The organism is Massilia sp. 9I (assembly GCF_902506415.1).
Lineage (GTDB): Bacteria > Pseudomonadota > Gammaproteobacteria > Burkholderiales > Burkholderiaceae_D > Telluria.
In genome coordinates, this window is the sequence record NZ_LR733275.1 from 4,713,923 (window position 1) to 4,740,146 (window position 26,224).

At 67.2% G+C, this 26,224-nt stretch carries 26 protein-coding genes; 13 read left to right on the top strand and 13 right to left on the bottom strand.

The window, feature by feature from the left end; translation table 11 throughout:
• Positions 1–2: 2 nt before the first annotated feature.
• The 4 genes from GV068_RS21000 to GV068_RS21015 all read right to left on the bottom strand — a co-directional run bounded on the left by GV068_RS21000 (position 3) and on the right by GV068_RS21015 (position 6,799).
• Complete coding sequence (locus tag GV068_RS21000) at positions 3–2,339, bottom strand: glycosyltransferase (protein ID WP_159702437.1); 2,337 nt, start codon at positions 2,337–2,339, stop codon at positions 3–5.
• A gap of 14 nt (positions 2,340–2,353) precedes the next feature.
• Positions 2,354–4,378 (bottom strand): glycosyltransferase, encoded by a 2,025-nt coding sequence (locus GV068_RS21005; RefSeq protein ID WP_159702440.1) that lies wholly within the window; start codon positions 4,376–4,378, stop codon positions 2,354–2,356.
• Positions 4,379–4,388: 10 nt separating this feature from the next.
• A complete protein-coding gene (locus GV068_RS21010) occupies positions 4,389–5,435 on the bottom strand; it encodes a DUF4214 domain-containing protein (RefSeq protein ID WP_159702443.1) in 1,047 nt (348 codons plus the stop codon).
• A 299-nt stretch (positions 5,436–5,734) separates the two neighbouring features.
• Positions 5,735–6,799 (bottom strand): M35 family metallo-endopeptidase, encoded by a 1,065-nt coding sequence (locus GV068_RS21015; RefSeq protein ID WP_159702446.1) that lies wholly within the window; start codon positions 6,797–6,799, stop codon positions 5,735–5,737.
• A gap of 289 nt (positions 6,800–7,088) precedes the next feature.
• Between GV068_RS21015 and GV068_RS21020 the strand changes: the two genes are divergently transcribed.
• Complete coding sequence (locus GV068_RS21020; RefSeq protein ID WP_159702449.1) at positions 7,089–9,662, top strand: EAL domain-containing protein; 2,574 nt, start codon at positions 7,089–7,091, stop codon at positions 9,660–9,662.
• Here the strand turns inward: GV068_RS21020 and GV068_RS21025 are convergent.
• Positions 9,659–10,282 carry a hypothetical protein gene (locus GV068_RS21025; RefSeq protein ID WP_159702451.1) on the bottom strand — a complete coding sequence of 208 codons (624 nt, stop codon included), beginning with the start codon at positions 10,280–10,282 and terminating at the stop codon, positions 9,659–9,661. The two genes, GV068_RS21020 and GV068_RS21025, sit on opposite strands and share 4 nt — an antisense overlap.
• A gap of 186 nt (positions 10,283–10,468) precedes the next feature.
• On the opposite strand from GV068_RS21025, the gene GV068_RS21030 reads away from it, so the two are divergent.
• The gene (locus GV068_RS21030) at positions 10,469–10,912 is read left to right on the top strand and encodes a hypothetical protein (RefSeq protein WP_159702454.1); all 444 of its coding nucleotides are present in this window, start codon (positions 10,469–10,471) and stop codon (positions 10,910–10,912) included.
• 69 nt (positions 10,913–10,981) lie between these two features.
• On the opposite strand, the gene GV068_RS21035 is transcribed toward GV068_RS21030, so the two are convergent.
• The 3 genes from GV068_RS21035 to flgA form a co-directional block, all read right to left on the bottom strand.
• On the bottom strand, positions 10,982–11,452 hold the full coding sequence (locus GV068_RS21035) for a flagella synthesis protein FlgN (protein WP_159702457.1): 471 nt from the start codon (positions 11,450–11,452) through the stop codon (positions 10,982–10,984).
• 6 nt (positions 11,453–11,458) lie between these two features.
• The gene (flgM, locus tag GV068_RS21040; protein WP_159702460.1) at positions 11,459–11,791 is read right to left on the bottom strand and encodes a flagellar biosynthesis anti-sigma factor FlgM; all 333 of its coding nucleotides are present in this window, start codon (positions 11,789–11,791) and stop codon (positions 11,459–11,461) included.
• 126 nt (positions 11,792–11,917) lie between these two features.
• A complete protein-coding gene (flgA, locus tag GV068_RS21045) occupies positions 11,918–12,613 on the bottom strand; it encodes a flagellar basal body P-ring formation chaperone FlgA (protein WP_159702463.1) in 696 nt (231 codons plus the stop codon).
• 164 nt (positions 12,614–12,777) lie between these two features.
• Here flgA and flgB point away from each other — a divergent pair, with 164 nt between their 5' ends.
• The 11 genes from flgB to flgL all read left to right on the top strand — a co-directional run bounded on the left by flgB (position 12,778) and on the right by flgL (position 23,689).
• Entirely contained in the window at positions 12,778–13,194 is a 417-nt protein-coding gene (gene flgB, locus GV068_RS21050; RefSeq protein ID WP_159702466.1) for a flagellar basal body rod protein FlgB, read from the top strand.
• A gap of 18 nt (positions 13,195–13,212) precedes the next feature.
• A complete protein-coding gene (gene flgC / locus GV068_RS21055; protein ID WP_159702469.1) occupies positions 13,213–13,614 on the top strand; it encodes a flagellar basal body rod protein FlgC in 402 nt (133 codons plus the stop codon).
• 13 nt (positions 13,615–13,627) lie between these two features.
• Positions 13,628–14,341 (top strand): flagellar hook assembly protein FlgD, encoded by a 714-nt coding sequence (locus tag GV068_RS21060; protein WP_159702472.1) that lies wholly within the window; start codon positions 13,628–13,630, stop codon positions 14,339–14,341.
• A gap of 43 nt (positions 14,342–14,384) precedes the next feature.
• Complete coding sequence (locus tag GV068_RS21065; RefSeq protein ID WP_159702475.1) at positions 14,385–15,920, top strand: flagellar hook protein FlgE; 1,536 nt, start codon at positions 14,385–14,387, stop codon at positions 15,918–15,920.
• Between the two features lie 137 nt (positions 15,921–16,057).
• Positions 16,058–16,798, top strand: coding sequence for a flagellar basal-body rod protein FlgF (gene flgF / locus GV068_RS21070; RefSeq protein ID WP_159702478.1), 741 nt, complete (start codon positions 16,058–16,060; stop codon positions 16,796–16,798).
• 63 nt (positions 16,799–16,861) lie between these two features.
• Positions 16,862–17,644 carry a flagellar basal-body rod protein FlgG gene (flgG, locus tag GV068_RS21075; RefSeq protein ID WP_159702481.1) on the top strand — a complete coding sequence of 261 codons (783 nt, stop codon included), beginning with the start codon at positions 16,862–16,864 and terminating at the stop codon, positions 17,642–17,644.
• A gap of 11 nt (positions 17,645–17,655) precedes the next feature.
• Positions 17,656–18,303, top strand: coding sequence for a flagellar basal body L-ring protein FlgH (locus tag GV068_RS21080; RefSeq protein WP_159705352.1), 648 nt, complete (start codon positions 17,656–17,658; stop codon positions 18,301–18,303).
• 17 nt (positions 18,304–18,320) lie between these two features.
• Positions 18,321–19,424 (top strand): flagellar basal body P-ring protein FlgI, encoded by a 1,104-nt coding sequence (locus GV068_RS21085; protein ID WP_159702484.1) that lies wholly within the window; start codon positions 18,321–18,323, stop codon positions 19,422–19,424.
• Between the two features lie 18 nt (positions 19,425–19,442).
• Positions 19,443–20,402 carry a flagellar assembly peptidoglycan hydrolase FlgJ gene (flgJ, locus tag GV068_RS21090; RefSeq protein WP_159702487.1) on the top strand — a complete coding sequence of 320 codons (960 nt, stop codon included), beginning with the start codon at positions 19,443–19,445 and terminating at the stop codon, positions 20,400–20,402.
• Between the two features lie 62 nt (positions 20,403–20,464).
• Positions 20,465–22,429, top strand: a complete 1,965-nt coding sequence (gene flgK, locus GV068_RS21095; RefSeq protein WP_159702490.1) for a flagellar hook-associated protein FlgK — start codon at positions 20,465–20,467, stop codon at positions 22,427–22,429.
• Between the two features lie 30 nt (positions 22,430–22,459).
• Entirely contained in the window at positions 22,460–23,689 is a 1,230-nt protein-coding gene (gene flgL / locus GV068_RS21100) for a flagellar hook-associated protein FlgL (protein WP_159702493.1), read from the top strand.
• A gap of 3 nt (positions 23,690–23,692) precedes the next feature.
• Here the strand turns inward: flgL and GV068_RS21105 are convergent, their stop codons facing one another.
• From GV068_RS21105 to fliQ, 5 genes are all read right to left on the bottom strand, one after another.
• Positions 23,693–24,049 carry a translation initiation factor Sui1 gene (locus GV068_RS21105; protein WP_159702496.1) on the bottom strand — a complete coding sequence of 119 codons (357 nt, stop codon included), beginning with the start codon at positions 24,047–24,049 and terminating at the stop codon, positions 23,693–23,695.
• A gap of 41 nt (positions 24,050–24,090) precedes the next feature.
• A complete protein-coding gene (locus tag GV068_RS21110) occupies positions 24,091–24,564 on the bottom strand; it encodes a hypothetical protein (protein ID WP_159702499.1) in 474 nt (157 codons plus the stop codon).
• 80 nt (positions 24,565–24,644) lie between these two features.
• Positions 24,645–25,040, bottom strand: coding sequence for a DUF5329 domain-containing protein (locus GV068_RS21115; RefSeq protein ID WP_229464393.1), 396 nt, complete (start codon positions 25,038–25,040; stop codon positions 24,645–24,647).
• Positions 25,041–25,105: 65 nt separating this feature from the next.
• On the bottom strand, positions 25,106–25,948 hold the full coding sequence (gene fliR / locus GV068_RS21120; protein ID WP_159702502.1) for a flagellar biosynthetic protein FliR: 843 nt from the start codon (positions 25,946–25,948) through the stop codon (positions 25,106–25,108).
• A 4-nt stretch (positions 25,949–25,952) separates the two neighbouring features.
• Positions 25,953–26,222 (bottom strand): flagellar biosynthesis protein FliQ, encoded by a 270-nt coding sequence (gene fliQ / locus GV068_RS21125; RefSeq protein WP_159702505.1) that lies wholly within the window; start codon positions 26,220–26,222, stop codon positions 25,953–25,955.
• Positions 26,223–26,224: the final 2 nt, after the last annotated feature.

A 26,224-nucleotide genomic window follows, 5' to 3' on the forward strand; every position in this document is an offset into this window, starting at 1 on the left:
TTTCAACGATGGGGGAAGGCGCCGTTGCGGGCAGTGCGCTCGCGCGGCGGCAGCGCCAGCCCGCCGAAGGCCTGGCTGGCCGGGTCCAGGTTCAGGCTCGGGTGGTAGGCCGGATCCCGCAGCAGCACATGGCCCCACTTGCGTCGCAGCTGGTCCACTTCGCGCTGGGCCCGGGCCTTCTTCTGCGGGGTGTCCTCGTGGCCGCGGCTGGCCGACTCGGCGTGCAGCAGCTTCGCGTGCGGGGTCCACACGATCGCCTTGCCGCTGGCGCGCACCTTGAGGCACAGGTCGACGTCGTTGAAGGCCACCGGGAAGGCGTGGCCGTCCATGCCGCCGAGCGCGAAGTAATCCTGGCGGCGCAGGAACAGGCAGGCAGCGGTACAGCCGCTCAACTGCTGGACCAGCTGGTTGCGGCCATGGTCGCCCCAGTCCGCATCCTGCAGGCGGTTGCCGAAGTGGCCGGCCACGTTGCCGACGCCGATCACGACGCCGCCATGCTGCACCATGCCGTTCGGCCACAGCAGCTTGGCGCCGACCGCGCCCACCTCGGGGCGCAGCAGCTGCGACACGATCTCTTCCAGCCAGCCGGCGTGCAGCGCTTCGATGTCGTTGTTGACCAGGCCGACGATCTCGCCGCCGGCCTGGGCGATCGCGCGGTTGTTCAGGTCCGCGTAGTTGAACGGGCCGGGCATCGGCAGCACGCGCACGCCTTCCTGCGCGATGCGCTTGAAATAGGCGTGGGTCGCTTCCTCCACCGAGCCGTTGTCGATGACGATGATCTCCAGCTTTGGCCAGTCGGTGTACTGGCGAATGGTGTCGAGGCAGCGCTGCAGCAGGTCGGCGCGGTCGCGCGTCGGGATCACCAGGCTGACCGTCATCTCGCGCGCTTCTGGCGGCAGCGGGTAGCGTACGCGCCGCGCGGCGTGGTGCACGCCGGCCGGCACATCGCCGAGTTCTTCGAGCGCCGCTTGCGGCGCGAGCCGCTGCAGGGCACGTGCGGCGGCAGCGAAGCGTTGCGCGCGTTCGGCCGGCGTCGGCGCGCAGCTCCTGACCAGCACGCGCGGCACGTGCACGATCGCTTCCATGCCCTGCGCCCAGACGGCCGCCAGCGCCGACCATGCGAACCCGGCGCCGTCGCACGCATCGGCCAGGCCGCGCGCCACGGGGCGGCGCACCAGCAGCAGGTCGAGCGGGTAGTCGCTGGCCAGCGCATAGTCCGGGTTCCAGGCCGGCTTGAACCAGGGCTGGCCATCGGTCTCGCTGTCGGCATAGACCAGCTGCGCCTGTGGCAGCGCGAAGCCCTGCAGGGCCCAGGCCAGGGCCTGCGGGGCCAGGATGTCGCCGGCGCGCAGGCAGCACAGCACCTCGCAGTTCGATTCCAGCGCCTGCGCCAGCATCACGCCGAAGGGCTCGCCGGCGAACACCCGCAGTGTGACACCGCGCTGGGCGTGCACGCTGGCGATGGTGGCGTCGAGCAGCTCGGAGTCGGCGGCACCGGTCACCATCACCGCGGCCGAGAGCGCCGGCAGGAACGAGGGGCCATCGGTGTCGAAGCGCGCCGGCCAGTGCGGCCAGTTCGACAAGGGCAGGCTGCGCGGCAGGTGGCGCTCATAGATGTCGGCCACGCGCAGCAGGAGATCGTCGCTGGCGGCGGGCAGCAGGGCGGCCAGGCCGTCCAGGCTGCAGCAGACCGTGAGCGGGCTGCCGTTCAGCGGGCGGCCCTCCTCGTCCACCACGCGCACGCTGTGCACGCGGCCGTCGGCCAGCGTGGCAGGCAGTGCCAGGTCGAAGCCGTGGGCGCCGTCGATGTGGCCCCGCATGGCCGGCTGGATCACGTTGGCGCTGGCCTCGGCGACCAGGGTGTGGCCAACGTAGGCGCGCACCGCCAGCGTGCGCTTCGGATCGAGCGGGTCGAGCGCCCAGCCGTGCAGGCGCAGGCCGCCGTCGCCGATGACGGTGCTGACCGCGCCCGCCGGTGGCGCCTTTGGCGCCTCCAGGCGCATGCCGCCGGCCAGCAGGGCGGCGGTGTTGGCGACGCGCGCCGACATCGTCCCGCCGGCGTCGCAGGGCAGGCTGCCGAGGTCGGCCACGAAGCCATGGCACAGGTCGGCCGCGCCGAGCGGCTCCAGCTGCCCGGCCAGGTCGATGCGGGCGCAATCGGCCACCACGCAGCCGACGGCGACGTCGTCGAGGCAGATCTCGATCACCACTCTGGCGTCGGGGCGGGCGCTGTCGAAGGCCCAGCCGTACAGCAGGCGCTGGTGGATGCCGTCGACGGCGCCATGCCAGCGGACGGAAGATGCGGTGGCGGCGATGGTGAGGTCGGAGTCGATGTTCATGTCAGGTTGTCCGGTCAGGCGGCCTTGGCGCCCTCGTTGCGGTTGATCCAGTCGGCAAGCCAGGCGGCGGCGTCGAAGTGTTGGTCCAGCAGGACGGCCGGCAGGCCGGCGGGCAGGCCCGCCGGGTCGGCGGCCAGCACGCTGGCGCAGCCGGCCGCCTGCATCAGGCGCGCGTCGTCCAGCAGCGGCAGCGCGGCTTCGGCCAGCACCGGCAGGTGGTCGACCACGCCTGTGCGCCACAGCGCTTCGCCGGCGTCGCCGCTGACCAGGAGGCGCAGGCCGAGCTGCGGGCGGCTGGCGACCAGGCGCGCCAGCGCCAGCACCTGGGCTGCGGCCGGCGTGCCGCCAGCCAGGCCCCAGACGCCGATGCGCCGGTGGCTCGATGCCAGGGGGCGCAGGACGGCCGGCAGCGGCGTGGCGGCCACGATCTGCGGCAGGGCCGCGCCGTGTTCGGCGCCAGTGGCCTTGTCGAGCCATGCCTGCATGCCGCAGCGCGCCAGTTCCGCGCGCAGCGCGGCGCGCGCCGTGCGCAGCGGATCCTGCCGCACGAAGGCCGTGAACTCGGGGTAGTAGTGGGGATAGCGGGCCGCCACCACGCTGCGGTTCTGGGCCACGCGCAGGGTCTTCTCGGCGCGGAACGAGACTGTGCCGGCGTGGGCCACGAACACCCCGGTGGCCTGCAGGTGGCGCCAGCCGGCGGCGCGCGCACGCATGCACCAGTCGACTTCTTCGCCATAACCGCGCTGCAGCGCGCTGCCGTCCAGCATGCCGACGGCGTCCAGCACCTCACGCCGGATCAGCATCGTGAAGCCGCAGCAGGAAGGCAGTTCGACGTCCACGCCGCCGGGCGCCGCGCGCACGCGCGCCGCGGCCGAATCCAGCAGCGCCAGTTCGCGCGTGTCGGGCGCCTGGGCCGCCTGGCGCAGCACCGGGAAGCTGCTGATCTCGCCGTTGTTGGTCCAGGGCGTCGCCGAGGCCACGTCCGCGTCGCCGTACAGGCTGCTAGCTAAGCGGTCGATCCAGTCGCCATGGACCTGGGTGTCGGCGTTGAGCAGCAGGACGTCCCGGTCCGGCAGCGCACGCATGCCGCGGTTGACGGTTTCGATGAAGCCCAGGTTGCAGCGGTTGCGCAGCAGAGTGATGTGGCCGGCCTTGGCCAGGGTGTCGAGCCAGCCCGAGAGGGCGGGCTCGGGGCTGGCGTCGTCCACCACCACGATGCGGGCGGGGGTACGGTTGTGCGCCAGGCTGGCGCGCACGCTGTCCAGGCAGGCCCGCACCAGCGCCAGCTCGCGGTAGACCGGCACCACGATCGCTACCTCCCGCGCCGCGCTCGCGCGCGCCGGCGCCTGGACGATCGCGGGCGGATCGTAGTAGGCCAGCGGCGAACCGGGCAGCAGCTGGCGGCGGCCGTCGGGCGCGAGCAGCGTCAGCGACCACACGGCGCCGGGACGGGGCGGCGCCAGGCGCACGCGGCTGCCGTCGCCGGGCACCTCGAATCGGTATTCGCTGTCCTCGTCGGACAGCAGCAGGGTGGCGCGCGGTGCCGCGCCCCTGGCGCCGGCGACGGCGCCGAGGAAGACCATGGCTTCGATCGCCTCGCCGTCCTTCCAGCAGGCGCCGGCATGGACCGCGCCGGCCGCGCGCAGCAGCGGCAGCAGGCTGGCGTGGCGGCCGCTGCGGCAGCGCGCCGGCAGGAAGGCCGGGCCGAGGCTGGCGACGTCGCGGCGGCCGCCGTCCTGCAGCCAGCTTTTCAGCATCAGGTCCTGCAGCAGCGGATTCTCGGGGTCGGTCGCCCAGGCCGCGTGCCAGGCGCGCGCGCCGAGCTGTGGATAGGCGCTTTGCACGATGCGGGCGCGCAGGATGGCCGGGATCGACTTCATGGGAAAGCGCCGGCAAACATGCTCGGCGGCCAGCAGCGCATCGGCGTGCCGGCCCGCCGCGAACGCTTCCAGCGCGCGGGTCAGGAGTGCGTCGTCGCGCAGGCGCGGCACGCATTGGGAAGGGAAAAAGGGGGCGGAGCCCCCTTTTGGATCTTGCATGGCGGCCGTGTTACTGGTGGGTGACGATGTCAGGGACGATCGTGACCGAACCGACCACGCTCACCTCGCCCGAGCTGCTGGCGGCGGCTTCGGCGAAGGCGATCGCCACGTCGGCGCGCGAGACGCCGTGCGCCAGCGCGTCGACCCAGTACTGGGCGCCGGCGGCGTCGGCGTTACGGCCCATCATGCCGTGGTACAGGGCGTCGACGAACTGGGTGTTGTTCAGCGCACCGAGCTTGTACTCGCTCGAGGACATGAAGCCCTGCGCGATGGTCTTCACCGAAACGCCCAGGTCGGCCTGGTGGAACCAGTAGTCGAGGCCGGAGAAGTCGGCGGTACGTCCGAGCACGGCCTGGTACAGGTTGGCGACGGTGGCCTGCTTGAGGTTGTCGGCGAAGATCAGAGCCTGCTTGTTGTCGAGCTGGACGTAGCTCACGTTGACCAGGTCGACCGCGACCTTGGTCGCCGCATTGCTGATCTTGGCATGGGCGCCATCCACGACGATGGTGAAGTCGTCGTCGTCGCCCTTGGCCTGGACGATGGTCTCGGCGCCGCCGATCACCTTGCTGCTGCCCTGCGCCGCGACCACGACCGTATGGCCGTTGCCCGCCATGATCACGTCCTTGTCGCCGGCGATGACCTGGGTGTTCTTGTTGTCCGCGATCCGGATGGTGTCGGCGCCCGCGGTGCCCACCACGACGCGCTGGATGGCGTCGGGGTCGACGGTGGCGGCCGACTGGTTGCCTGCGGCGTTCGGTGGCGGCGTGGTGATGGTGGCGTCGACGCCGCCCGCGCCCTGGAAGAACACGGCCTGGGTGTTGGCGCTGACGGTGAGCTTGGTGACCGAGCTTTCCGAGGTGTTGACGAACACCACTTCGGTGCCTGCGGCGGCGCTGACGGTGCCGTTGTTGGCGCCATCGACGGTATCGACCACGACCTTGGTGTCGGTGCTGGTCGAGACCAGGGACAGGATGCTGTCGATGGTCTCCTGGGTGAAGACCGTCGACGAGGCCGCTTTCAGCTTGTCGCTGAGGGCCTGGGAATTACTATCGTACATGTACTGCTCCTTTCAGGATCAAAATTTCCCGGTTGGTTACGGGTGCTCTGATCGGACAAGCGTGCGTCGGACGGGGCCTGCACGCATGTGCGCCTCAGATTCTGTCGGCTCCCCGGCTCACGGAACGAAGGCGGGATTGACGAGATGCACGCGCGGCGTGCGATCTGTTTCGGGCTGGAGTGTGCTGCAGAAGTTGCGAGGAAGAAACCACCCTGCAAGGGGGGATTTTTGGCCGGGAATGGACCCGGCCGGCGGGCCTATGCGCGGCGCATGTTCGTTGTCTGCATGCGCCGGTTTTTCTACTGCTGCGGCGGCGAATTCTCACCAAAATACTCGTGCGAATCGGCATTGCGCACCGCGCGCGCCGGGTCGGTGCGCGCCAGGTCCGACGCGCCCTGCTGGCCGTAGACCTTGTCGTCGGTGCCGGCCACCACGTCGAAGTGGCTCATCTCGTGCAGCAGGGTGCCGCCGCGCGAATCGGTGCCGGTCAGGGGCGCATTCCAGAAGGCTTTGCACACATAGATGGTGTAGGGCTGGGCCGGATAGACGTAGGCGAAGTAATCGGCATTGCAGCCGCAGTCGATCTTCACCGGCTTGGTCTCGAAGGCCTCGCGGATGGCGGTGAAGTTGGTGTTCACAATGGCGGCGCGGCCGGCGTCGAGGGCGCCGAACCAGGTGCCGTAGCGCGCGCCGTACTGGGCGCCGCCGGCGCCGGCCGCCAGGTACTGGTGGGCGTCGACCGTCATGGCGCGCCCGGCATCCACTGCCGCCGCCAGCTGTTCCTGCTGTGGGTTCGAGCACTTGCTGAATTCCAGCGCAGCGCCGCCGGCGGCCTGCTTGGCCGGCGGCTGCGCCCCGCGCGGCAGGCGGCCGTCGATCCAGATCGATACCGGGCTCGAGGCCAGCGCGCCGGGCTGGGGACGCATGCCCGCCGCGGCGACCAGGTTGCCGGAGGCGGTGCGGTAGCGCAGCTGGTAGGGGCCGGTCACGTTCATCTCGTACAGGGACGACAATTCGACCGTGCTGCTCAGTGCAGTGCCCGGCTCGAGCTTGAGGTAGTCGTCCGGGCCGGGGGCGGCGCGCTTGACCTTGATGCCCAGGTAGCGTACCGGCTGCCCGTCGCGCAGCACCTCGAACAGCGGCGCCTCGACGCCGCCCGCCGGGGTGTGCCACTTCAGCAGGTATTGCGGCGTGGCGCTGGTGTTCTGCAGGGTGACGCGCACCAGTACCTCGTCGCTGCGCGCGAACTTGTCGCGCGCCGGAGCGATCGTCACGCTCACGTCCTGGGCCAGGACGGGCAGGGCGGGCAGCCCGAGGGCGAGCAGGAGGGGAAGCAGGGCAAAGGGCGAGCGAGGGCGGTGCATGGCGGGCTCCTTGGATGGGTACCAGCCTACTGTGCGCCCGCGCAGGGCCTCGTCTTTGAGCAATCCCAAGCGTCTATTTACTATGGGCAACAAAACCACACTGACGGTATGGCCAATTAACAACAAATGCGCTTGTTAGTAAACATTTGTTTAAGGTTTACTCGATCAATCATCGGTCGATTGCTATGATGCAATCAATCTATCCGCAAGTAAATACCGCTTTCTCCTGCAGGATTTCCCCGATGAAACCCCAGCCCAGACTCCGCCCCGGACGCGTGGGAGGCCGGTCATGACCGCCCTTCACGACTACGTCGACGACCTCGCCCGCGAGATCGGACTCGACCGCGACGAGGTGGAGGCGCGCAAGGCCTACCTGGAGCTGGGTGACGAGGACGTCGCGGCCCTGCGCGACGTGCACGAGCTGCTCGAGTGCCACCGCGACGCCTTCTCGGACCGCTTCTACGCGCACCTGATGTCCTTCCCGAAGCTGCGCGGCATGCTGGGCGACGGTGCCGAGGCGCGCCTGCGCCACGTGCAGGCGTCCTACTTCAGCAGCCTCACGGCCGGGGAGTACGGCGAGGACTACATCCGCGAACGCCTGCGCGTGGGCGCCACCCACCAGCGCATCGGGCTCGATCCGAAGTGGTACATCGGGGCCTACCGCAAGTATCTGTCGGAGCTGGTCGGCATGCTGTGGCGCCGCCTGCACGGGCAGCCGGAGCGTTTCCATGCCGCGGTCGAGGCGGTGCTGAAGATCGTCGGTTTCGACATGGGCCTGGCGCTCGATACCTATGCCCAGGCCGACCAGCGCAGCAGCCTGCAGAACCAGAACTACCTCGAGCAGGTCATCGACGGCATGCCGGCCGGCCTGGTAGTGGTCGACGCCGAGCTGCGCGCGCATTCGATGAACCGCATGATGGCCGACCTGCTGGGCGTGCCCGACGGCCTGCTGCTCGAGCAGCGCATCGCGCTGGAAGATCTGATTCCCGGCGCCGAACTGGCCAACCGCGCCGCCGAGGCCCTGGCCTCGGGTGCGCCGCACGACAACGTGCTGGTCACGCTCGATGGCCGCGCCGACGGCGTGCGCTACGTCGACTTCAACATCCGCCGCGCGCGCAAGGACGGCAGCTACATGCTGCTCCTGATCGGGCAGGACATTACCTTCCGCCGCAAGGCCAAGATGCGCCTGCAGGAAAGCGAGGAATTCTTCCGCCTGACCTTCAACCAGGCCGCGGTCGGCATCGTGCTGCTCGGCAGTGACGGGCGCGTGCTGCGCACCAACAGCAAGATGTCGCAGATCCTGGGCTACTCCGAGATCGAACTGCTGCAGCGCTTCTTCCAGCAGCTCACCTGCGAGGAAGACCTGGCGGACGAGCTGGCCATGATCTCGCGCCTGAAGGCCGGCGAGATCAACGACTACCAGCGCGAGAAGCGCCTGATCCGGCGCGACGGCGCCCGGGTCTGGGTCAGCGTCAACGCCTCGAGCATGCGCGACGCCAACGGCAACCAGCGCTTCATCTGCGTCATCAAGGACATCCAGCGCCAGAAACAGGCCGAGGAAGCGCTGCTGCGCATGGCCAACCACGACGCCCTGACCGGCCTGCCGAACCGGGTCCTGATGCAGGACCGCCTGAGCCAGGCCATCATGCACGCCCACCGCGCCAAGCGCCAGGTGGCCGTGATGTTCATCGACCTGGACCGCTTCAAGCACGTCAACGACAGCCTCGGCCACGATGCGGGCGACGCCCTGATCGTCGAGATCGCGCGCCGCCTGTCGAACAGCCTGCGCGAGAGCGACACCGTGGCGCGCCAGGGCGGCGACGAGTTCGTGGTGGTGCTGCCCGACCTGGCCAGCCAGGACGACGCCACCCTGGTGGCGCGCAAGCTGCTGGACAACCTGTTCCAGCCGATGAGCCTGTGCGGCCAGGAAGTGTTCCCGTCCGGGAGCATCGGCATCGCGATGTACCCGCGCGACGGCGAGGACAGCGCCACCCTGCTCAAGTGCGCCGACAACGCCATGTACGGCTCCAAGGGGCAGGGCGGCAACCATTACTCCTTCTATGCCGCCGAGATGGGCGAGCAGGCGGCCCTGCACCTGCGCATGGAAGGGGCGCTGCAGCGCGCCCTGCAGCGCCAGGAATTCCTGCTGGTCTACCAGCCGGTGGTGGACATCGGCAGCGGCCGCGTGGCCGGGGTCGAGGCCCTGCTGCGCTGGCAGCCGGTGGATCGCCCGATGGTCTCGCCCGCCGAATTCATCCCGCTGGCCGAGGAGACCGGCCTGATCGTGCCGATCGGCGACTGGGTGCTGGCGACCGCCATGCGCCAGCAGGTGGCCTGGCGCGAGGCCGGCTTGCCGCCGGTGCGCATCAGCGTCAACCTGTCGGCGCGCCAGTTCCTGGGCCAGGACGTGGCCCAGCGCGTCAGCACGCTGCTCGAGGAAACCGGATGCGACGCGGCCATGCTGACCCTGGAGATCACCGAGAGCGTGCTGATGGAGAACCCGGCCGCCGCCACCGAGACCATGGGCCGGCTGGCGGCGATGGGTGTGCAGCTGGCGATCGACGACTTCGGCACCGGCTACTCGAGCCTGGCGAGCCTGAAGCGCTTCCCGATCCACAGCCTGAAGATCGACCGCTCCTTCGTGATGGACCTGACCCAGGACGCCGACGACGCCGCCATCGTCAACGCCGTGATCGCGCTGGCCCATTCGATGAAGCTGAACGTGATCGCCGAAGGCGTCGAGACCAGCGAGCAGCTGGCTTTCCTGCAGGAGCGCGGCTGCGACCAGATGCAGGGCTATTGCTTCAGCCGGCCGGTCGCGCCGGGCAATATCGAGGCGATGCTGCGTGGACTGTCAGCCTAGTCGGTTTTCCCGTCGAGCCTTGGCATAGCGTTTCTTGCACCCGTCAGCTGGAGTGCCGGATCTGCGGCGGCGAAGGCCCGCAAGTCGGAGCGCATGTTGTCGGCGGCGGAGAAGGAAATGCCGAGCCCAGTGATCGTCGTGACGCTCCCGTCCTTGCTGGTCGTTTCTGTCGCATCCGGCATGGGTTTCACGCTTACATGATAAGAGCCGATGTAGTTGACTTCGCGCGCGCTCACGGTGAAGCGGAGCGGCGCCTGGAGCCTTGTCTGGAACTGGAAGGGGCCGGAGGACGGGCCCAGGCTGGCGCTGACCAGCGCGTACTCGCCAGGCTGGACACGGCGAATCATGCCCAGCCTGACCTGCTTATCTTCCGGCGCTACCGGCGCGAGAATCCTGTCAAAGTGCTTGACGAACTCGATGTCGATTTCTTTCGCATTGTCGATACGCCGGAGCGTCAACGTAGGCGGCAACCCGCTGCTCGTCAGCACCGTCACCGCGAGCGTGGCGCCATCTTCGCCCATGTAATAAGGGGACGGGAGCGCGCTACAGCCGAACAGTAGAGCCGCTGCCGTGGCGAAGCAGGCCGGGCGAAGTACAGCTTGTACTCGTGGAATATGCATGAGAAAAAGCCGCTCCCGAACAGGTAGATGTATTGACTTCCGAGTGCAGTCTACGACCCTGATTGCTCTTACGACAAACATTATTTTCCAAGCATAAATCTCGTCGATTACACCACTGGTGGGGGTCGTCAGGAACAGGCTAAGGTCCTAGACTTATTTCCTATTCGCAACATACATAGGAAAACAATGAAACTCAACCGCCTGTTCGCCGCCGCCTTCGTCGCCATCCTGCTGGGCGCCAGCCACGCCGGCGCCAATGCCGCCGAACCCGAAGAGCACTTCCAGCTCACGCCGGCGCTGCTGGCCAAGCTCAAGGCCGCCGCGCCGGACATCAAGAAGCTGGAGAAGAAGGACGAGGACGCCAAGGATGGCAAGGACAAGCTGTCGGCGGAAGATTTCGCACGCGTGCTCGACAAGGAGCCGCGCGCCAAAGCGGTACTGGCCAAACACGGCCTGGGCACCCGCGAGTTCGCGCTGTCCACCTATGCCATGCTGCACGCCGGGATGTTCGTGGGGCTGGAGCCGAGCATGAACAAGAAGCAGGCCGCCGACATGCTGGCCTCGTTCACCAAGGAGCAGCGCGCCAACGTCGCCCTGCTGCGCAAGACCGACATGAGCGCGTTCAAATAACAGCGATGATGGAAACGATAATGGCCGCATGCGCGGCCATTTTTCATTGGAGTAGCGGGGAAGGGGCGCTCAGCCGATCACGTAGCGCTTCGACGGACCGCTGCCGACCGCCTGGCCGCTGGCGCCATACACGCCGCCGGCTTCGGCGCCGGCCGGCATGCGCAGGGCGTTCAGCACGCCCTGATTATGCGCCAGCTGCTTGTTGATCAGCATGCCGTTGACGCGGTTCAGTTCCTTGGCTTCGCGTGACAGGCCAAGCAGGGCTTCCCACTGGGCGCGTGCCTCATCGTTGCCGCTCACCGCCAGCCAGGGTTCCATGCCGGCTTCCGAGCCTTCGCAGCCGGCCGCGGCGAGCGCCGCGTGGCGCTGGGCCGACAGCTCGGCGAGCGCCTGCAGCAGTGCATTCTTGCGGGGAGTAGTGTCCGCCAGCCCATCGGCGTCAGCTGCGACGAGCAGCTGCTGTTCCTGTTTCATCAGCTCGATCAGGGAGCTGACGTGTTGCTGTTCTTGGGAAACGGTCGAGATGGGGCTGGTCGGCATGAAGGTTTATCGCTTGCGTGAATGGAGCAAGTCGCGCACGGTGTCGAGCAGGCCGTCGGCGACTTTCTCGGAGTTGACCTGGAACTGGCCATCGGCGATGGCCATCTTGATGCGTTCGACTTTCTTGGTGTCGAACACCTGGTTGTTGCCGCTCACGGCGCTGGCCATGGCCTGGCCGGCCGAGGACAGGCGGACGCTGTCGGTCGCGGCCGCAGCCGTGGACGATGCGGCGGCGGTGGACGTCGTGGCCGCCTTGTCGGCGCCGCGTGCATTCGCGGTGCCGTTGGTGTTGGTCGGCTGAAGGCCTGGGTTGCCCTTGAGGGTATCGTTGATTTTCACAGCATCATCCTTCTCTGTTCGGAGCCGGAAACTCCGGGATCTGCATTTGTATCGGCAAGGATTTCACAAACTTTAGTGCAGAAAAGGGCGTTGGAATGAAAATATGCGGCTTACCCGGGAACGGCGTCAGATCGCCACTTCGATGATGCCGCCGAGGCGCGCCGTACCGCTTACCACGGTCCCGGACTGGGTGCGCGCCTGCGCCACCTGGCCTTCGCCGGCATTGTTGATGGCGCGCGCCTCGCTCGATACCGAGAAATTCGCGCCTTTGGTCACCAGGCGCACCGCCTGGCCTTGCTGCACCACCGGCTTCGACTTCAGCGTGTCGAGACGCAGCGGGGTGCCGGCAGGCAGGGAAGCGGTCGGCGTGCGGCCGATCGCCTGGGCCATGTCGGTGATGATGCCGTTCGGCATGGCGGCGATGTCGCCTTTCATCATGACCAGCTGGCTGGCGTCCACCGCCTGGCCCTGGGCCAGCGGCACGGCGGCCGCGACGTAGTCGGCGACGACGTTCACGGTGGCCTGAATATACACCGTCCATGGACTTGGCGCGGTGCAGCGCACCCCGACCGTTGTTTTTCCCCACGCCCGTGCGCCCGGCTGCTGGAAGGCTTCCGGCGCCGGGCAGCTCGCCAGGCTGGTGCGCGGATCGACCTGGCCTACCTTGATCGTCACCTGGCCGGGCAGGCCGGCAGTCTGGGTCTGCAGGTATTGCTCGACGACCGTGCGCAGGGCAGGGAGGTTCTGGCGCTGTGCGGCAGGCTGTTGCGCGCCCGCGAACGGTGCGACCAGGAGCAGGAGGGCGGCAAGGTGGCGTTTCATGAGTATTAGCGACAGGGGAAATCGGGAATGCTGCCATTTTAGGCAGCGTGATTCCGTAGTGAAACTTTGAATAGCCGGGGTTTGGCCGTCTTTATCGATCGATTGGGAACTGTTGCCTGTCCGTATCATCGGTCCTGTCCCAACAAGTCTCTCGAGGAGGCGGCATGATCGGCAAAATCGACCAGTACCTGAGTTTCAATGAAACGGCCCTGTCCCTGCGCGCCCAGCGCCAGGAACTGCTGGCGTCGAACATCGCCAACGCCGACACCCCGAACTACAAGGCGCGCGACATTGATTTTTCCAACGCCTTGCAGAACGCCCTGGCCGGCAAGACCGGCAATGCGAACCTGGCGACGACCGCCCAGCAACACATCGGCCGCGGCAAGCCGAGCGGCGACGTGCTGGCCAACGGCACTCCGGTGCAGTACCGCGGCGAAGTGCAGGGCAATGTCGACGGCAATACGGTGGACATGGACGTCGAGCGCAACCAGTTTGCCGACAACGCGCTGCGCTACGAGGCAGGGATCACGATGATCAACCACCAGATCAAAGGCCTGCTGGCGGCCATCCAGGGTCAATAAGGCTAAAGGATCACCCCCATGTCTCTCTTTAATATCTTCAACGTTTCCGGTTCCGCGATGAGCGCCCAGGCCCAGCGCCTGAACACCGTGGCCTCCAACCTGGCCAACGCCGACAGCGCCACCAGCCCCACCGGCGAAGCCTACCGCGCCAAGGCGGTGGTGTTCGAGGCGGTGCCCCAGCAGTCCGGCGCCACCGCGGTGCGCGTGCGCGAAGTGGTCGAGGACCCGTCGCCGCTGAAGCAGGTCTACGACCCCAAGCACCCGATGGCCGACGAGAAGGGCTATGTCTCGATGCCCAACGTGAACGTGGTCGACGAGATGGTCAACATGCTGTCGGCTTCGCGCTCCTACCAGACCAATGTCGAGACCATGAACGCGGCCAAGACCATGCTGCTCAAGACCCTGACCCTGGGTCAATAAACAAGATTAAGCCATGACCACAGTCACCAATACCACCGGCGCCGCCAACAACATCAACGACCTGATGTCGACCATGAACGGCAAGAAGGCCGAAGTCGACGGCGTCGAAGCGGACACCAACAAGTTCATGACCCTGCTCGTCACCCAGCTGAAGAACCAGGATCCGCTCAACCCGCTCGACAACGCCCAGGTCACCAGCCAGCTGGCCCAGCTGTCGACCGTCACCGGCGTCAACAAGCTGAACGCTACCCTGGAATCGCTCAAGAGCAGCTACCAGTCGTCCGAAGCGATGCAGGCAACCAATCTGATCGGCCACGGCGTGCTGGTCGAGGGCAACAAGCTCGGCCTGAGCCAGGGCAAGGCGATCCTCGGCGTGGAACTCGGCAGCGCCGCCGACAAGGTCGAAGTGGAAATCACCAGCGCAGCCACCGGCAAGGTGGTCGCCACCATCGACCTCGGCGCCCAGGAAGCCGGCATCGTGCCGATCGCCTGGGACGGCGTGCCGGACAAGGACGACCTCGACGCCGAGGGCAAGCCCAAGGTGCTGGCCGACGGCACTTATACCTACAAGGTGACTGCGACGCGCAGCGGCGAAGCGCTCACCGACGCCAAGGCCCTGTCCTTCGACAGCGTGGCCAGCGTGACCACCAACGGCAAGGACGGCGTCAAGCTGAACCTGCCGGTCAAGGGTGTCGTCACCATGGCGGATATCAAACAAGTTCTGTAAGCCGAGCCGCTTACTTCGTAGCACTTTACATCAGGAGTACACCATGTCTTTCCAACAAGGCCTGAGCGGCTTGAACGGCGCAGCCAAATCCCTCGACGTCATCGGTAACAACATCGCCAACTCGAGCACGGTCGGCTTCAAGGGCTCGACCACCCAGTTCGCCGACGTCTACGCCAGTTCGCTGAACGGCGCCGGCGGCGTCTCGGCCGGTATCGGCGTGAAAGTGGCGAACATCGCCCAGCAGTTCACCCAGGGTAACGTCGAAGCCTCGAACAACCCGCTCGACATCGCCATCAACGGCGCCGGCTTCTTCCGTACCGAAGCCTCGGGCATGGTGCAGTACAGCCGCAACGGCCAGTTCTCGCTCGACAAGAACGGCTTCCTGATCAACGCGCAGGGCGCCAAGCTGACCGGCTACGGCCTGAACGCCAACGGCGCGCTGGTGGCGGGCGCCCCGACCCCGCTGCAGATCGACACCGCGGACCTGGAGCCGGTGACCACCACGGCGGTCAAGATGGAGCTGAACCTCGACTCGCGCAGCCTGAATCCGACCAATTCGCCCTTCAACGCGGACGACCCGACCACCTACAACAAGCAGACCCCGATGAGCGTGTACGACACGCTGGGCAATCCGCACGTGCTGTCGACCTACTACGTCAAGAGCGGTCCGGGCACCTGGGACGTGTACGCCGCCAACGACGGCACCGAAGTGACCAACCTGAAGGTCGCCGGCGCCGCCACCGGTACCGGCGCCGCCTACAGCGCCGTGAATACCGCCCGCGCCGCCTGGGAAACCGCGACCAAGGCCGTGCCGCCGGTGCCGGCCACCATCGCCGCCGCCCTGAGCGGCTACGCCACCGCCGCCAGCGCCATGGTGTCGGCCGCCGCCGGCACCGCCGGCGCCACCGCCGCCAACCAGACCGAGATCACCACTGCCGCCACCACCGCCGCGGCGGTGCCGGGCGGTACCCCGGACGAGATCGACGCCGCCATGGCCAAGGCCATCAAGGTGCCCGCGGTCCCGGTAGGCAAGCTGGTGTTCGACACCAACGGCGGCCTGAACAAGGTGACCTCGACCGACGCCGGCAAGCTGGCGGTGACCCTGCCGGTGTTCCCCTCGACCGGTTCCGAGAACACCATGCCGATCACCATCGACTTCGACGGCACCACCCAGTACGGCACCAAGATGAGCGAGAAGAAACTGTCCCAAGACGGCTACGCGGCCGGCAACCTGCAGCGCTTCACCACCGGCGCCGACGGCGTGATCCTGGGCCAGTACAGCAACGGCCAGACCAAGCCGCTGGGGCAGGTGATCCTGGCCAACTTCACCAACCCGAACGGCCTCGAGCCGCTGGGCAACAATGCCTGGGCCGAATCGGCCAGCTCGGGCGTGCCGCTGGTCGGCACCCCGAACTCGGGCAGCTTCGGCGTGCTGCAGCAGTCCGCGGTGGAAAGCTCGAACGTCGACCTGACGGCCGAACTGGTCAACATGATCACCGCGCAGCGCGTCTACCAGGCGAATGCGCAGACCATCAAGACCCAGGACTCGGTGCTGCAGACCCTGGTCAATCTGCGTTAATGGAAGTCTTTGGCGTACGTTGAACGCGTGGGCAGGGGACCTGCCCACCCTACGAAAGCCACGAGCCGTAGGGTGGGCGGGTTTCCCGCCCACGCGTTCAACCGGCGCAAGCGCAGCCGTACATTGGAGAAAACAAGATGGACCGCCTGATCTACACCGCCGGCAGCGGCGCCAAGCACATCCTGGAACAGCAGGCCACGACCTCGAACAACCTGGCCAACGTGAACACCACGGGCTTTCGCGCCCAGCTGGACGTGTTCCGCGCCGTGCCGGTGCAGAGCGAAGGCCTGCCGACGCGCGCCTTCGTCGTCAATTCGAGCCCGGCCTCGGACTTCAGCGCCGGCGCGCTGCAGGTGACCGGGCGCGACCTCGACGTCGCGATCAAGGGCCAGGGCTGGTTCGCGGTGCAGATGCCTGACGGTACCGAGGCCTATACCCGCAACGGTTCCCTGCAAACCAGTCCCAACGGCCTGCTCACCACCGCCGGCGGCGCCACCATCGCGGGCGAGGGCGGTCCGATCACGATCCCGCCCGACGTCACCGTCACCGTGGGCGGCGACGGCACCATTTCGACCGTGTCCACCACCGACCAGCCGGCCGTCGCCAACATCCTGGGCCGCCTGAAACTGGTCAATCCGCCAAGCGAGAACATGGTGCGCGGCGACGACGGCCTGTTCCGCCTGAGGGACGGCGGCACCGCCCAGCCGGACGCGGCGGTGAGCGTGGCCGGCGGCGCGCTCGAGGGCAGCAATGTCAGCGCAATCGATTCCATGGTCAACATGATCAGCCTGGCACGTTCTTTCGAGACACAAATGAGCCTGTTAAAGAACGCCGAGAATAACGCCGCGAAAGCCACCCAGATCCTCGCTTTGAATTGATAGTTGCTGCAGCATAATTCTCCTGTACGTGGCGAACCTTGTCCGCCACAAAAGGAGAATTCCATGATCCGTTCGCTGTTTATCGCCAAGACCGGCCTCGAAGCGCAGCAAACCAACCTCGACGTCATCACCAACAACCTCGCCAACGTCAGCACCAACGGCTTCAAGCGTTCGCGTGCGGTGTTCGAGGACCTGCTGTACCAGAACGTGCGCCAGCCCGGCGCCCAGTCCTCGCAGCAGAGCAACCTGCCTTCGGGCCTGCAGATCGGTACCGGTGTGCGCACCGTCGCCACCGAGCGCATCTTCACCCAGGGTAATCCCCAGCTGACCGGCAATTCGAAGGACGTCATGGTCAACGGCTCGGGCTTCTTCCCGGTCCTGCTGCCGGACGGCACCCAGGCCTATACCCGCGACGGCTCCTTCCAGACCGACCAGAACGGCCAGCTGGTGACGTCCAGCGGCTTCGTGGTCCAGCCCGCCATCACCATTCCGGCGAATGCCGAAGCGATCACCGTCGGCCGCGATGGCGTCGTGTCCGTGAAACTGCCGGGCACTACCGCCCCGACCCAGGTCGGTTCGCTCCAGCTGGCCACCTTCATCAACCCGGCCGGCCTCGAGTCGCGCGGCGAGAACCTGTACGTCGAGACCGGCGCCTCGGGCAATCCGAACCTGAACGTGCCGGGCACCAACGGCTCCGGCGTGCTGATGCAGGGCCATGTCGAATCGTCGAACGTGAACGTGGTCGAGGAAATGGTCAACATGATCCAGACCCAGCGCGCCTACGAGATCAACAGCAAGGCGATCACCACCTCCGACCAGATGCTGCAGAAACTGTCCCAGCTGTAAAGTCAATGAACATGAAATCCTTCTTCGCTGCGGCCGCGCTGGTCGCCATTGCCGGGTGCTCCACCACCCCGAGCAGCATCGTCCAGGGTCCGCTGACGGCCCGTCCGATGCTGGTGCAGGCCGCCCCGAGCAACGACGGCGCCATCTACAACGCCAACAGCTACCGCCCGATGTTCGAAGACCGCCGCGCGCGCCACATCGGCGACCTGCTGACGGTGAACATCACCGAGCGCACCTCGGCCGGCAAGTCGGGCGCCAGCACCGGCAGCAAGTCGGGCAGCGCCAGCTTCGCGGTGCCGGGCCCGCTGCAGGCGCGCATCGGCGGGAGCGTCGGTGTGGAAGGCGCGAACAAGTTTGCCGATGCCGACACCCAGAGCGCCTCGAACAATTTCACCGGCACGATCGGCGTCACCGTCACCGAAGTGCTCGCTAACGGCAACCTGATCGTGGCCGGCGAGAAGCAGGTCGCCATGAACAAGGGCATCGAGTACATCCGCTTCTCGGGCATGGTCGCGCCCGACACCATCCAGCCGGGCAATATGGTCGCGTCGACCGTGGTCGCCGATGCGCGCGTCGAATACCGCACCAACAGCCGCGTCGACAAAGCCGAGTTGAGCAATATGTTCTCGCGCTTCTTCCAGTCGATGCTGCCGTTCTGAGGCGAGGGTAGATCATCATGAAATTCGCTTCCATCGCCCTGATCGCCGCAGCCATGATTAGCGCCGCGCCCCTGGTCCAGGCCGAGCGCCTGAAAGACCTCGCGAGCATCGCCGGCGTGCGCCAGAACCAGCTGTCGGGCTACGGCATCGTCGTGGGCCTGGACGGCACCGGCGACCAGACCAGCCAGACCCCGTTCACCGTGCAGTCGATCCAGGCCATGCTGCAGCAGAAGGGCGTCAACCTGCCGCCCGGCACCCAGCTGCAGCTGAAGAACGTCGCGGCCGTGATGGTCACGACCTCGCTGCCGGCCTTCGCCCAGCCGGGCCAGACCATCGACATCACCGTGTCCTCGATCGGTAATGCGAAAAGCCTGCGCGGCGGCACCCTGCTCATGACGCCGCTGCACGGCGCCGACGGCCAGGTCTACGCCATGGCCCAGGGCAACGTGCTGGTCGGCGGCGTCGGCGCCCAGTCGGGCGGCGCGCAGGTGCAGGTGAATCACCTGTCGGTCGGCAAGGTGTCCAGCGGCGCCACCGTCGAGCGCGCCGTCGCCTCGAACCTGGGCGCCGACAACCAGATCCGCCTGGAACTGAACCAGACCGATTTCTCGACCGCCGCGCGCGTGGTGGAAGCCATCAACGACCAGTTCGGCGCCGGCATCGCCACCGCCCTGGACGGCCGCGTGATCCGCGTGCGCACCCCGTCCTCGAGCGACCAGCGGGTGGCCTTCATCGGCCAGCTGGAAAGCATCGATATCGCCCGCGCCAAGGATGCGGCCAAGGTGATCATGAATGCCCGCACCGGTTCGGTCGTGATGAACCAGGCCGTGATGCTGGACAACTGCGCGATCTCGCACGGCAACCTGACCGTGACGGTCGGCGCCGACACCAACGTCAGCCAGCCGCCGGCCGGCTCGCGCGGCGCCACCGCCATCACCCAGACCAACTCGGTCGACGTCAAGAAGGATCCGGGCCGCGTCCTGATGATCAAGGGCGGCGCCTCGCTGGCCGAAGTGGTCAAGGCCATGAACGCGATCGGCACCACCCCGCAAGACCTGCTGGCGATCCTGCAGGCACTCAAGGCCGCGGGCTCGCTGCGCGCCGAACTCGAGATCATCTAACAAGTCGCAAAGCACATTATGATCGGCTCTCCTTCCACTGACCTGACCAGCAAGTTCGCCCTCGACACCAAGGGCCTGGGCGAACTCAAGCAAGGCGCCAAGAACGGCTCGCCCACCGCGCTGAAGGAGGCGGCCACGCAGTTCGAAGCCATGTTCATCAACATGATGATGAAGAGCATGCGCGATGCGACGCCGCAGGAAGGGATGCTGGATAACCAGCAGAGCAAGATGTTCACCGGCATGCTGGACCAGCAGATGAGCCAGAACCTGGCCAAGCGCGGCATGGGCCTGGCCGACGTGCTGACCCGCCAGCTGACCTCGAACCAGGTCGGCGCCCAGGCGCTGGCCATCGGCGCCGACGGCGTCGCCGCCGGCAAGGCCGCCGCCGCAGCCTCGGCGCTGGCGCCGCTCGACGGCAGCATGCGTCCGGGCATGGACGCGGCTACCATGATCAAGAGCGGCGCCCGCCAGCCGGGCGCGCCGGCGCTGCCGCTCACGACCGATTCCGGCCGCGTGCAGGCGCCGCATGTGCGCGCCTTCCAGGAAAAGCTGCACCCGCACGCGGCCGAAGCCGAGCGCGCCACCGGCGTGCCGGCCAAGTTCATGCTGGGCCAGGCGGCGCTGGAAAGCGGCTGGGGCAAGCGCATGATCAGGAATGCCGACGGCACCAACAGCAACAACCTGTTCGGCATCAAGGCCGGCCCGGGCTGGAAGGGCAAGGTCGCCACCGCCGTCACCACCGAATACGTCAACGGCCGCGCGCACCAGAAGGTCGAGAAGTTCCGCGCCTACGACACCCCGGCCGATTCCTTCAAGGACTACGCCAACATGCTGGCCAAGAACCCGCGCTACGAGAAAGTGCTGGCCAGCGGCGGCGATGCCGCGGCCTTCGCCCACGGCCTGCAGCGCGCCGGCTACGCCACCGATCCGATGTACGCGGCCAAGTTGACCCGCATTATCAAAAATTCATTGGCATAAGAGCACGGTCAAGTTTCCCGAAAATCTGCCGTTGTTAGACCAGTCAGAGAAAGAACAAGCATATGTCCGGTAACCTCCTCAGCATTGGCAAGAGCGGCCTGTTCGCAGCACAGGCGGGCCTGGCCACGACCGGCCACAACATCACCAACGCCAGCGTCGCCGGCTACAACCGCCAGGTGGTGGTGCAGGCCACCGGCCCGATGCTCGATACCGGCGTCGGCTTCCAGGGCACCGGCACCCAGGTTTCCCAGATCAAGCGCTACAGCGACGAATTCCTCAACTCGCAGGTGCGCAACGCCCAGGCCAGCAAGAGCGGCCTCGACTCTTACTACGCCCAGATCAGCCAGATCGACAACATGCTGGCCGACCAGACCTCCGGCCTGTCGCCTTCCATGCAGAGCTTCTTCAAGGGCGTGCAGGACATGGCGGCCAACCGCGCTTCGGTGCCGTCGCGCCAGTCGATGCTGTCGAGCGCCGACACCCTGGCAACGCGCTTCCAGGCGCTGGACGCGCGCCTCGACGAGATCCGCGACGGTGTCAACAGCACCATCGAGTCGAGCGTCACCATGATCAACTCCTACGCCCAGCAGATCGCCGACCTGAACGACAAGATCGGCACCTTCGCCGCCGCCCAGCAGCGCGCGCCGAACGACCTGCTCGACAAGCGCGACCAGCTGGTGCTGGAACTGAACAGCCAGGTCAAGGCCACCGTCACGCCGGGCGACAACAACAGCCTGACGATCTCGATCGGCAGCGGCCAGCCGCTGGTGGTCGGCCAGCGTACCTTCCAGCTGGCGGCCATGAAGTCGCCGACCGACCTGACCCGCGTGGAAGTCGGCTACGTGGCCGGCACCAAGGTGTCGGTGCTGGCCGATAACGCCCTGAGCGGCGGCACCCTCGGCGGCGCCCTCGAGTTCCGCAGCAAGACCCTGGATCCGGCCCAGAGCGCGCTGGGCAAGGTCGCGATCGGCCTGGCCATCGAATTCAATGCCCAGCACAAGCTGGGCCTGGACCAGAACGGCGTGGCCGGCAAGGATTTCTTCAACGTGGCGCCGGCCTACGTGGGCAAGAACATCAACAATGCGCTGTCGAGCACCACCGCGGTGCAGGCCAAGGTGACCGACCCCGCCAAGCTGATGGACAGCGACTACAAGGTCGAGTTCGACGGCACCAACTTCAACGTGATCCGCCTGTCGGACAACAAGGTCACTCCGGTCACGCCCTACAGCGCGTCCGGCACCACCCAGACCATCGATGGCGTCGAGTTCACGATCTCGGGCACGGCTGCCAAGGAAGACAATTTCCTGGTGCGCCCGACCATCGGCGGCGCCGCCAACTTCAACCTCCTGGTGAAGGACACGGCCAGCATCGCCGCCGCCGCGCCGATCGCCACCAGCGCCCCGGTGGGCAATACCGGCACCGCCAAGATCAGCGAAGGCAAGGTCGACAGCAGCTTCCTGAGCGGCGCGCCGGCGCTGCCGGTGACCCTGGCTTTCAATAGCACCACCGGCAACCTGAACGGCTTCCCGTCCGGCCTGCCGGTGCGCGTGACGGCATCGGACGGCACCGTGACCAACTACCCGGCGCCGGCCACCACCGTCGCCTTCGCCGCCGGCGCCACCTACACCTTCGGCGGCGTCAGCGTGACCATGACGGGCGCGCCGGGCAATGGCGACACCTTTAAGATCGAAGCCAACAGCGGCGGCGTGGGCGACACCCGCAACATCAGCCTGCTGGGCGACCTGCAGACCAAGAACATCTTCAACAACGGCAGCGCGACCATCCAGTCGTCCTATGCCCAGCTGGTCAGCACCGTGGGCAACAAGACGCGCGAAGTGCAGGTCAACGGCGAAGCCGCCGAAGCCCTGCTGACCCAGGCCAAGGCCAGCGCTTCCGACGTTTCGGGCGTGAACCTGGACGAGGAAGCCACCAACCTGATCAAGTACCAGCAGGCCTACCAGGCCGCGGGCAAGGTCATGCAGATCGCCGGCACCATCTTCGACACCCTGCTGTCGATCGGCCGCTGACGAGTAAAACCGACGTAACACGAGGCTCCCATGCGCATCAGTACCCTCTCGATCTACGGCAACGCCACCTCGCAGCTGAACACGCTGCAGAGCGCCCTGGCGCGCACCCAGCTGCAGCTGTCGACCAACCGCCGCATCCTGACCCCGGCGGACGACCCGGTGGCCTCGGCGCGCGCGCTCGAAGTGAGCCAGTCGAAGTCGATGAACGAGGGCTTCGCCACCAACCGCGCGAGCGCCCGTTCCTCGCTGGCGGCGGTGGAAGGCTCGCTGCAGAACGCGGGCGACCTGCTGCAGGACATCCAGGAACTGGCGATCAGCGCCGGCAACGGCACCATGCTGCCGCAGGACCGCGAGGCGCTCGCCATCGAACTCGAAGGCCGGCTGGAAGACCTGCTGGGCGTGGCCAACACCACCGACGGCGCCGGCGGCTTCCTGTTCTCCGGCTACAAGGCCACCACCCAGCCCTTCACCCGCACGCCGGGCGGCGCCGCCTACCAGGGCGACCAGGGCCAGCGCCAGCTGCAGGTGGCGGCCTCGCGCAAGATGCCGCTGTCGGCCTCGGGCTCGGCCGTGTTCGAAGCGAATCCGACCGGCAACGGCAGCTTCCAGACCCAGGCCGGCGCCACCAATACCGGCGCCGCCATCATCTCGTCGGGCGCGGTGGTCGACCGCGCCCAGGTCAATGCCGGGCGCGACTACAAGCTGACCTTCGCGGTGACCGGCACCCCGGCCGTGACCACCTACAGCGTGGTCGACACCACCACCGGCACCGACGTCGCGGTGCCCGGCCAGACCGCCATCACCTACGAGGCCGGCAAGACCATCAGCTTCGGCGGCCTGAGCTTCGACATCAAGGGCGACCCGGCCAACGGCGACACCTTCACGGCCAAGCCGAGCGAGAAGCAGTCGGTGTTCACCACCGTGACCGACCTGATCGCGGCGCTGCGCGCCCCGGTCGACGGCTCGAGCGGCAAGGCCGCGCTCACCAACAAGCTCAATACCGCGATCGACAACCTGAAGGGCGCCCACGACAACGTGCTGACGGTGCAGGCCTCGGTCGGCGCGCACATGAAGGAACTCGACTACCTCGACAGCGCCGGCGACGACCTCGACATCCAGTACTCGACCACCCTGGGCGACCTGCAGGACCTGGATATGGTCAAGGCGATCTCCGATTTCTCGATGCAGCAGACCACGCTGCAGGCGGCGCAGATGTCGTTCAAGACGATGTCGGGACTGTCGCTGTTCAACTACCTGTAAGGCTCAGCCACCGGCCCGCTTCGGGTCGTGGCCGAGTTTCCTGAGCGTTTCCATGATCAGGTCGCAGTGGTCTCCCTGCACCTCGATCACCCCGTCCTTCACCGTGCCACCCGAGCCGCAGGCGGTGCGCAGCTGCTTGCCCAGCTGGGCCAGGGCGACGGCGTCCAGCGCCAGCCCCTTGACCAGGGTGACGCACTTGCCGCCGCGGCCCTTGGTCTGGCGCGACACCCGCACCACGCCGTCGCCCAAGGGGGCCGCCCTGGCCTTGCAGGTGCACTGCGCGATCGCGTTGCGGCACTCGGGACACATGCGGCCGCTCTCGGTGGAATACACCAGGCCGCCGCTTGAACTACTTTTCATATCGATTCAGGGTGGTTGCAGAGGCCGCAAGTATAGACCCGTCAGCGGTATTCCGGCCGGGTCGACAGGGCCACCACCGCGGTGCCGGCGGCGACGATCAGGGCATCTTCGATCAGGCCGCTCTTGGTCTGGCCCATCTTCTCCATGGCGCGCTTGCGGCCGGCCAGGGTGAGGTAGGCGAGCGGAACCGCGGTAGCGACCGCAGCCGCCGCGCCGGCCCGTTCGCGGCCGGGCGCGGCCAGCGCGGCGCCGGCGATACCGGCGCTCATGACGCGCGCCAGCAGGCCGAGGAAGACGGTGCGGTCGGGCGCCGTTTTCATCTTGTCTCCCAGTAGTTCTCCCACACCCATGGCAAGCGCGCCGTACTTGAAGAGCGGGCGATCGAGCAGGAACAGTTCTCCCGGCGTATCACGACCCTTCAGGCGCGCCGTCGCGATGGTGGCCATGGGGGTCATCGAGCGGGCGCTGGCGACGGCGCCGATCAGGAAGGAAGGGAGCAGGCTGCGAATAGACATGGAAAACTCCTGTGCAAGTGGCAATCGATGACTCGACTGTAGCCGGGCTCGCGCCGAACTGTCGCCACGCAAGAGTTTGCCTATCCCGCCTGGCGGCCCGGGGCGCGCAGCAGCTTCAGTTCGCGGCGCAGCCAATCGCGGCTGGGAAGGGCTTCGCCGCTGCCGCACTTGACCCGGTAAGGGCGGCCGGAAAAGCTGCTTTTCGATGCCGCCAGATCGATGAACTGCTCGGTACTCTGCAGCGTCTCGCGGCGGCCTTCGATGTAGTCCAGCTTGCGCAGCAGGTGGGTGCGCGCGTCGGCGGCATTGTGCCAGCTGCCGTTGCGCTCGAACTGGCAGCCTGAGTCGCTCATGCGCGCCATCAGGCCGTCGATCTCGGCGCGTATGGCGGGCGGGGTGGGGGCGGCACTGGCGGCGAGGCACATGCTGCCCAGGACAGCAGCGATCAGGAGGCGCAGGGGCTGGAAGCTTGGCATGGGAATCGCAGGGTAGTTCGGATGCACAACCCTAACCGAAAAATCGCTTTCAGGCGCGCCCGCGACTAGCCGGGTGCGGGCCGCGGTGCGGGGACCGACGGCGCCGGCGGCGGTGCGGCGTTGCGCTGCAGGCCCGCGCGCGGCACGGCGCGCCCGGCCTCGATGCCCTCGTTGAACAGGTTCACGATCGGCATGCCGAGGTAGGGCAGGGCCAGGCTCAGGGTCAGGAAACCGACGCCCAGGGTGACCGGGAAGCCGATGCCGAAGATGTTCAGCTGGGGCGCGGCGCGCGTCAGGATGCCGAGGGCGACGTTGGTGATCAGGAGCGCGGCGATGATCGGCAGCGACAGCTGCAGCCCGCTCGAAAAGATCTTGGCGCCCCAGCGCGCCAGCTCCAGTGGGGCGTTGCCCGAGAACGGGGTGGCGGAAATCGGCAGCGCGTGGAAGCTCTCGGCCAGCGCCGCGAGCAGGATCAGGTGCGCGTTCACGGCCAGGAAGGCCATGGTCGCGACCAGCGCCAGGAACTGGGCCACCGCCGCCGAGCGGCCGCTGGTCATCGGGTCGAAGAAAACGGCGAAACCGAGGCCCATGGCCATGCTGGCGATCTCGCCGGCGTACTCGATGGCGGCGAAGACGATCCGCATCGCGAAGCCCATCGCGACGCCGATCAGGAGTTCTTTTACCAGGATCAGGATGCCGGCCCAGGAGCTCGGGTCGACGGCCGGAATTTCGGGCACGGTAGGGGCGATGACCGAGGCCAGTAGCACGCCGAGCGCGACCTTGATCGACATCGGCACGCCGGCATTGCCGAACAGGGGCGCGGAGGCGACCAGGCCGAGGATGCGCGTGAGCGGCCAGATCAGGCCCGCGATCCAGGCGTTCATCTCGCCCGTGGTCAGGCTTAACATGTGCTCAACCGATCAGGCTGGGGATGCTGGTAAACACCTGGCGCATGTAGTCGAGCATGGTGGACAGCATCCAGGGCCCGGCCACGACCAGGGCGATGAAGATACCGACCAGCTTCGGGATGAAGGACAGGGTCGCTTCGTTGATCTGGGTCGCGGCCTGGAAGATCGAGATGATCAGGCCGATGATCAGCGCCACCAGCAGCAGCGGGGCGGACACCATCAGCGTGACTTCCATCGCAGTGCGGCCCATGGTCATGACGGATTCGGGAGTCATGT

Excerpts from the sequence above, each read along its gene's own strand:
- GV068_RS21000 (WP_159702437.1), bottom strand. The coding sequence starts at position 2,339 with ATGAACATCGACTCCGACCTCACCATCGCCGCCACCGCATCTTCCGTC.
- GV068_RS21005 (WP_159702440.1), bottom strand. The coding sequence starts at position 4,378 with ATGCAAGATCCAAAAGGGGGCTCCGCCCCCTTTTTCCCTTCCCAATGC.
- GV068_RS21010 (WP_159702443.1), bottom strand. The coding sequence starts at position 5,435 with ATGTACGATAGTAATTCCCAGGCCCTCAGCGACAAGCTGAAAGCGGCC.
- GV068_RS21015 (WP_159702446.1), bottom strand. The coding sequence starts at position 6,799 with ATGCACCGCCCTCGCTCGCCCTTTGCCCTGCTTCCCCTCCTGCTCGCC.
- GV068_RS21020 (WP_159702449.1), top strand. The coding sequence starts at position 7,089 with ATGACCGCCCTTCACGACTACGTCGACGACCTCGCCCGCGAGATCGGA.
- GV068_RS21025 (WP_159702451.1), bottom strand. The coding sequence starts at position 10,282 with ATGCATATTCCACGAGTACAAGCTGTACTTCGCCCGGCCTGCTTCGCC.
- GV068_RS21030 (WP_159702454.1), top strand. The coding sequence starts at position 10,469 with ATGAAACTCAACCGCCTGTTCGCCGCCGCCTTCGTCGCCATCCTGCTG.
- GV068_RS21035 (WP_159702457.1), bottom strand. The coding sequence starts at position 11,452 with ATGCCGACCAGCCCCATCTCGACCGTTTCCCAAGAACAGCAACACGTC.
- flgA (WP_159702463.1), bottom strand. The coding sequence starts at position 12,613 with ATGAAACGCCACCTTGCCGCCCTCCTGCTCCTGGTCGCACCGTTCGCG.
- flgB (WP_159702466.1), top strand. The coding sequence starts at position 12,778 with ATGATCGGCAAAATCGACCAGTACCTGAGTTTCAATGAAACGGCCCTG.
- flgC (WP_159702469.1), top strand. The coding sequence starts at position 13,213 with ATGTCTCTCTTTAATATCTTCAACGTTTCCGGTTCCGCGATGAGCGCC.
- GV068_RS21060 (WP_159702472.1), top strand. The coding sequence starts at position 13,628 with ATGACCACAGTCACCAATACCACCGGCGCCGCCAACAACATCAACGAC.
- GV068_RS21065 (WP_159702475.1), top strand. The coding sequence starts at position 14,385 with ATGTCTTTCCAACAAGGCCTGAGCGGCTTGAACGGCGCAGCCAAATCC.
- flgF (WP_159702478.1), top strand. The coding sequence starts at position 16,058 with ATGGACCGCCTGATCTACACCGCCGGCAGCGGCGCCAAGCACATCCTG.
- flgG (WP_159702481.1), top strand. The coding sequence starts at position 16,862 with ATGATCCGTTCGCTGTTTATCGCCAAGACCGGCCTCGAAGCGCAGCAA.
- GV068_RS21080 (WP_159705352.1), top strand. The coding sequence starts at position 17,656 with ATGAAATCCTTCTTCGCTGCGGCCGCGCTGGTCGCCATTGCCGGGTGC.
- GV068_RS21085 (WP_159702484.1), top strand. The coding sequence starts at position 18,321 with ATGAAATTCGCTTCCATCGCCCTGATCGCCGCAGCCATGATTAGCGCC.
- flgJ (WP_159702487.1), top strand. The coding sequence starts at position 19,443 with ATGATCGGCTCTCCTTCCACTGACCTGACCAGCAAGTTCGCCCTCGAC.
- flgK (WP_159702490.1), top strand. The coding sequence starts at position 20,465 with ATGTCCGGTAACCTCCTCAGCATTGGCAAGAGCGGCCTGTTCGCAGCA.
- flgL (WP_159702493.1), top strand. The coding sequence starts at position 22,460 with ATGCGCATCAGTACCCTCTCGATCTACGGCAACGCCACCTCGCAGCTG.
- GV068_RS21105 (WP_159702496.1), bottom strand. The coding sequence starts at position 24,049 with ATGAAAAGTAGTTCAAGCGGCGGCCTGGTGTATTCCACCGAGAGCGGC.
- GV068_RS21110 (WP_159702499.1), bottom strand. The coding sequence starts at position 24,564 with ATGTCTATTCGCAGCCTGCTCCCTTCCTTCCTGATCGGCGCCGTCGCC.
- GV068_RS21115 (WP_229464393.1), bottom strand. The coding sequence starts at position 25,040 with ATGCCAAGCTTCCAGCCCCTGCGCCTCCTGATCGCTGCTGTCCTGGGC.
- fliR (WP_159702502.1), bottom strand. The coding sequence starts at position 25,948 with ATGTTAAGCCTGACCACGGGCGAGATGAACGCCTGGATCGCGGGCCTG.
- fliQ (WP_159702505.1), bottom strand. The coding sequence starts at position 26,222 with ATGACTCCCGAATCCGTCATGACCATGGGCCGCACTGCGATGGAAGTC.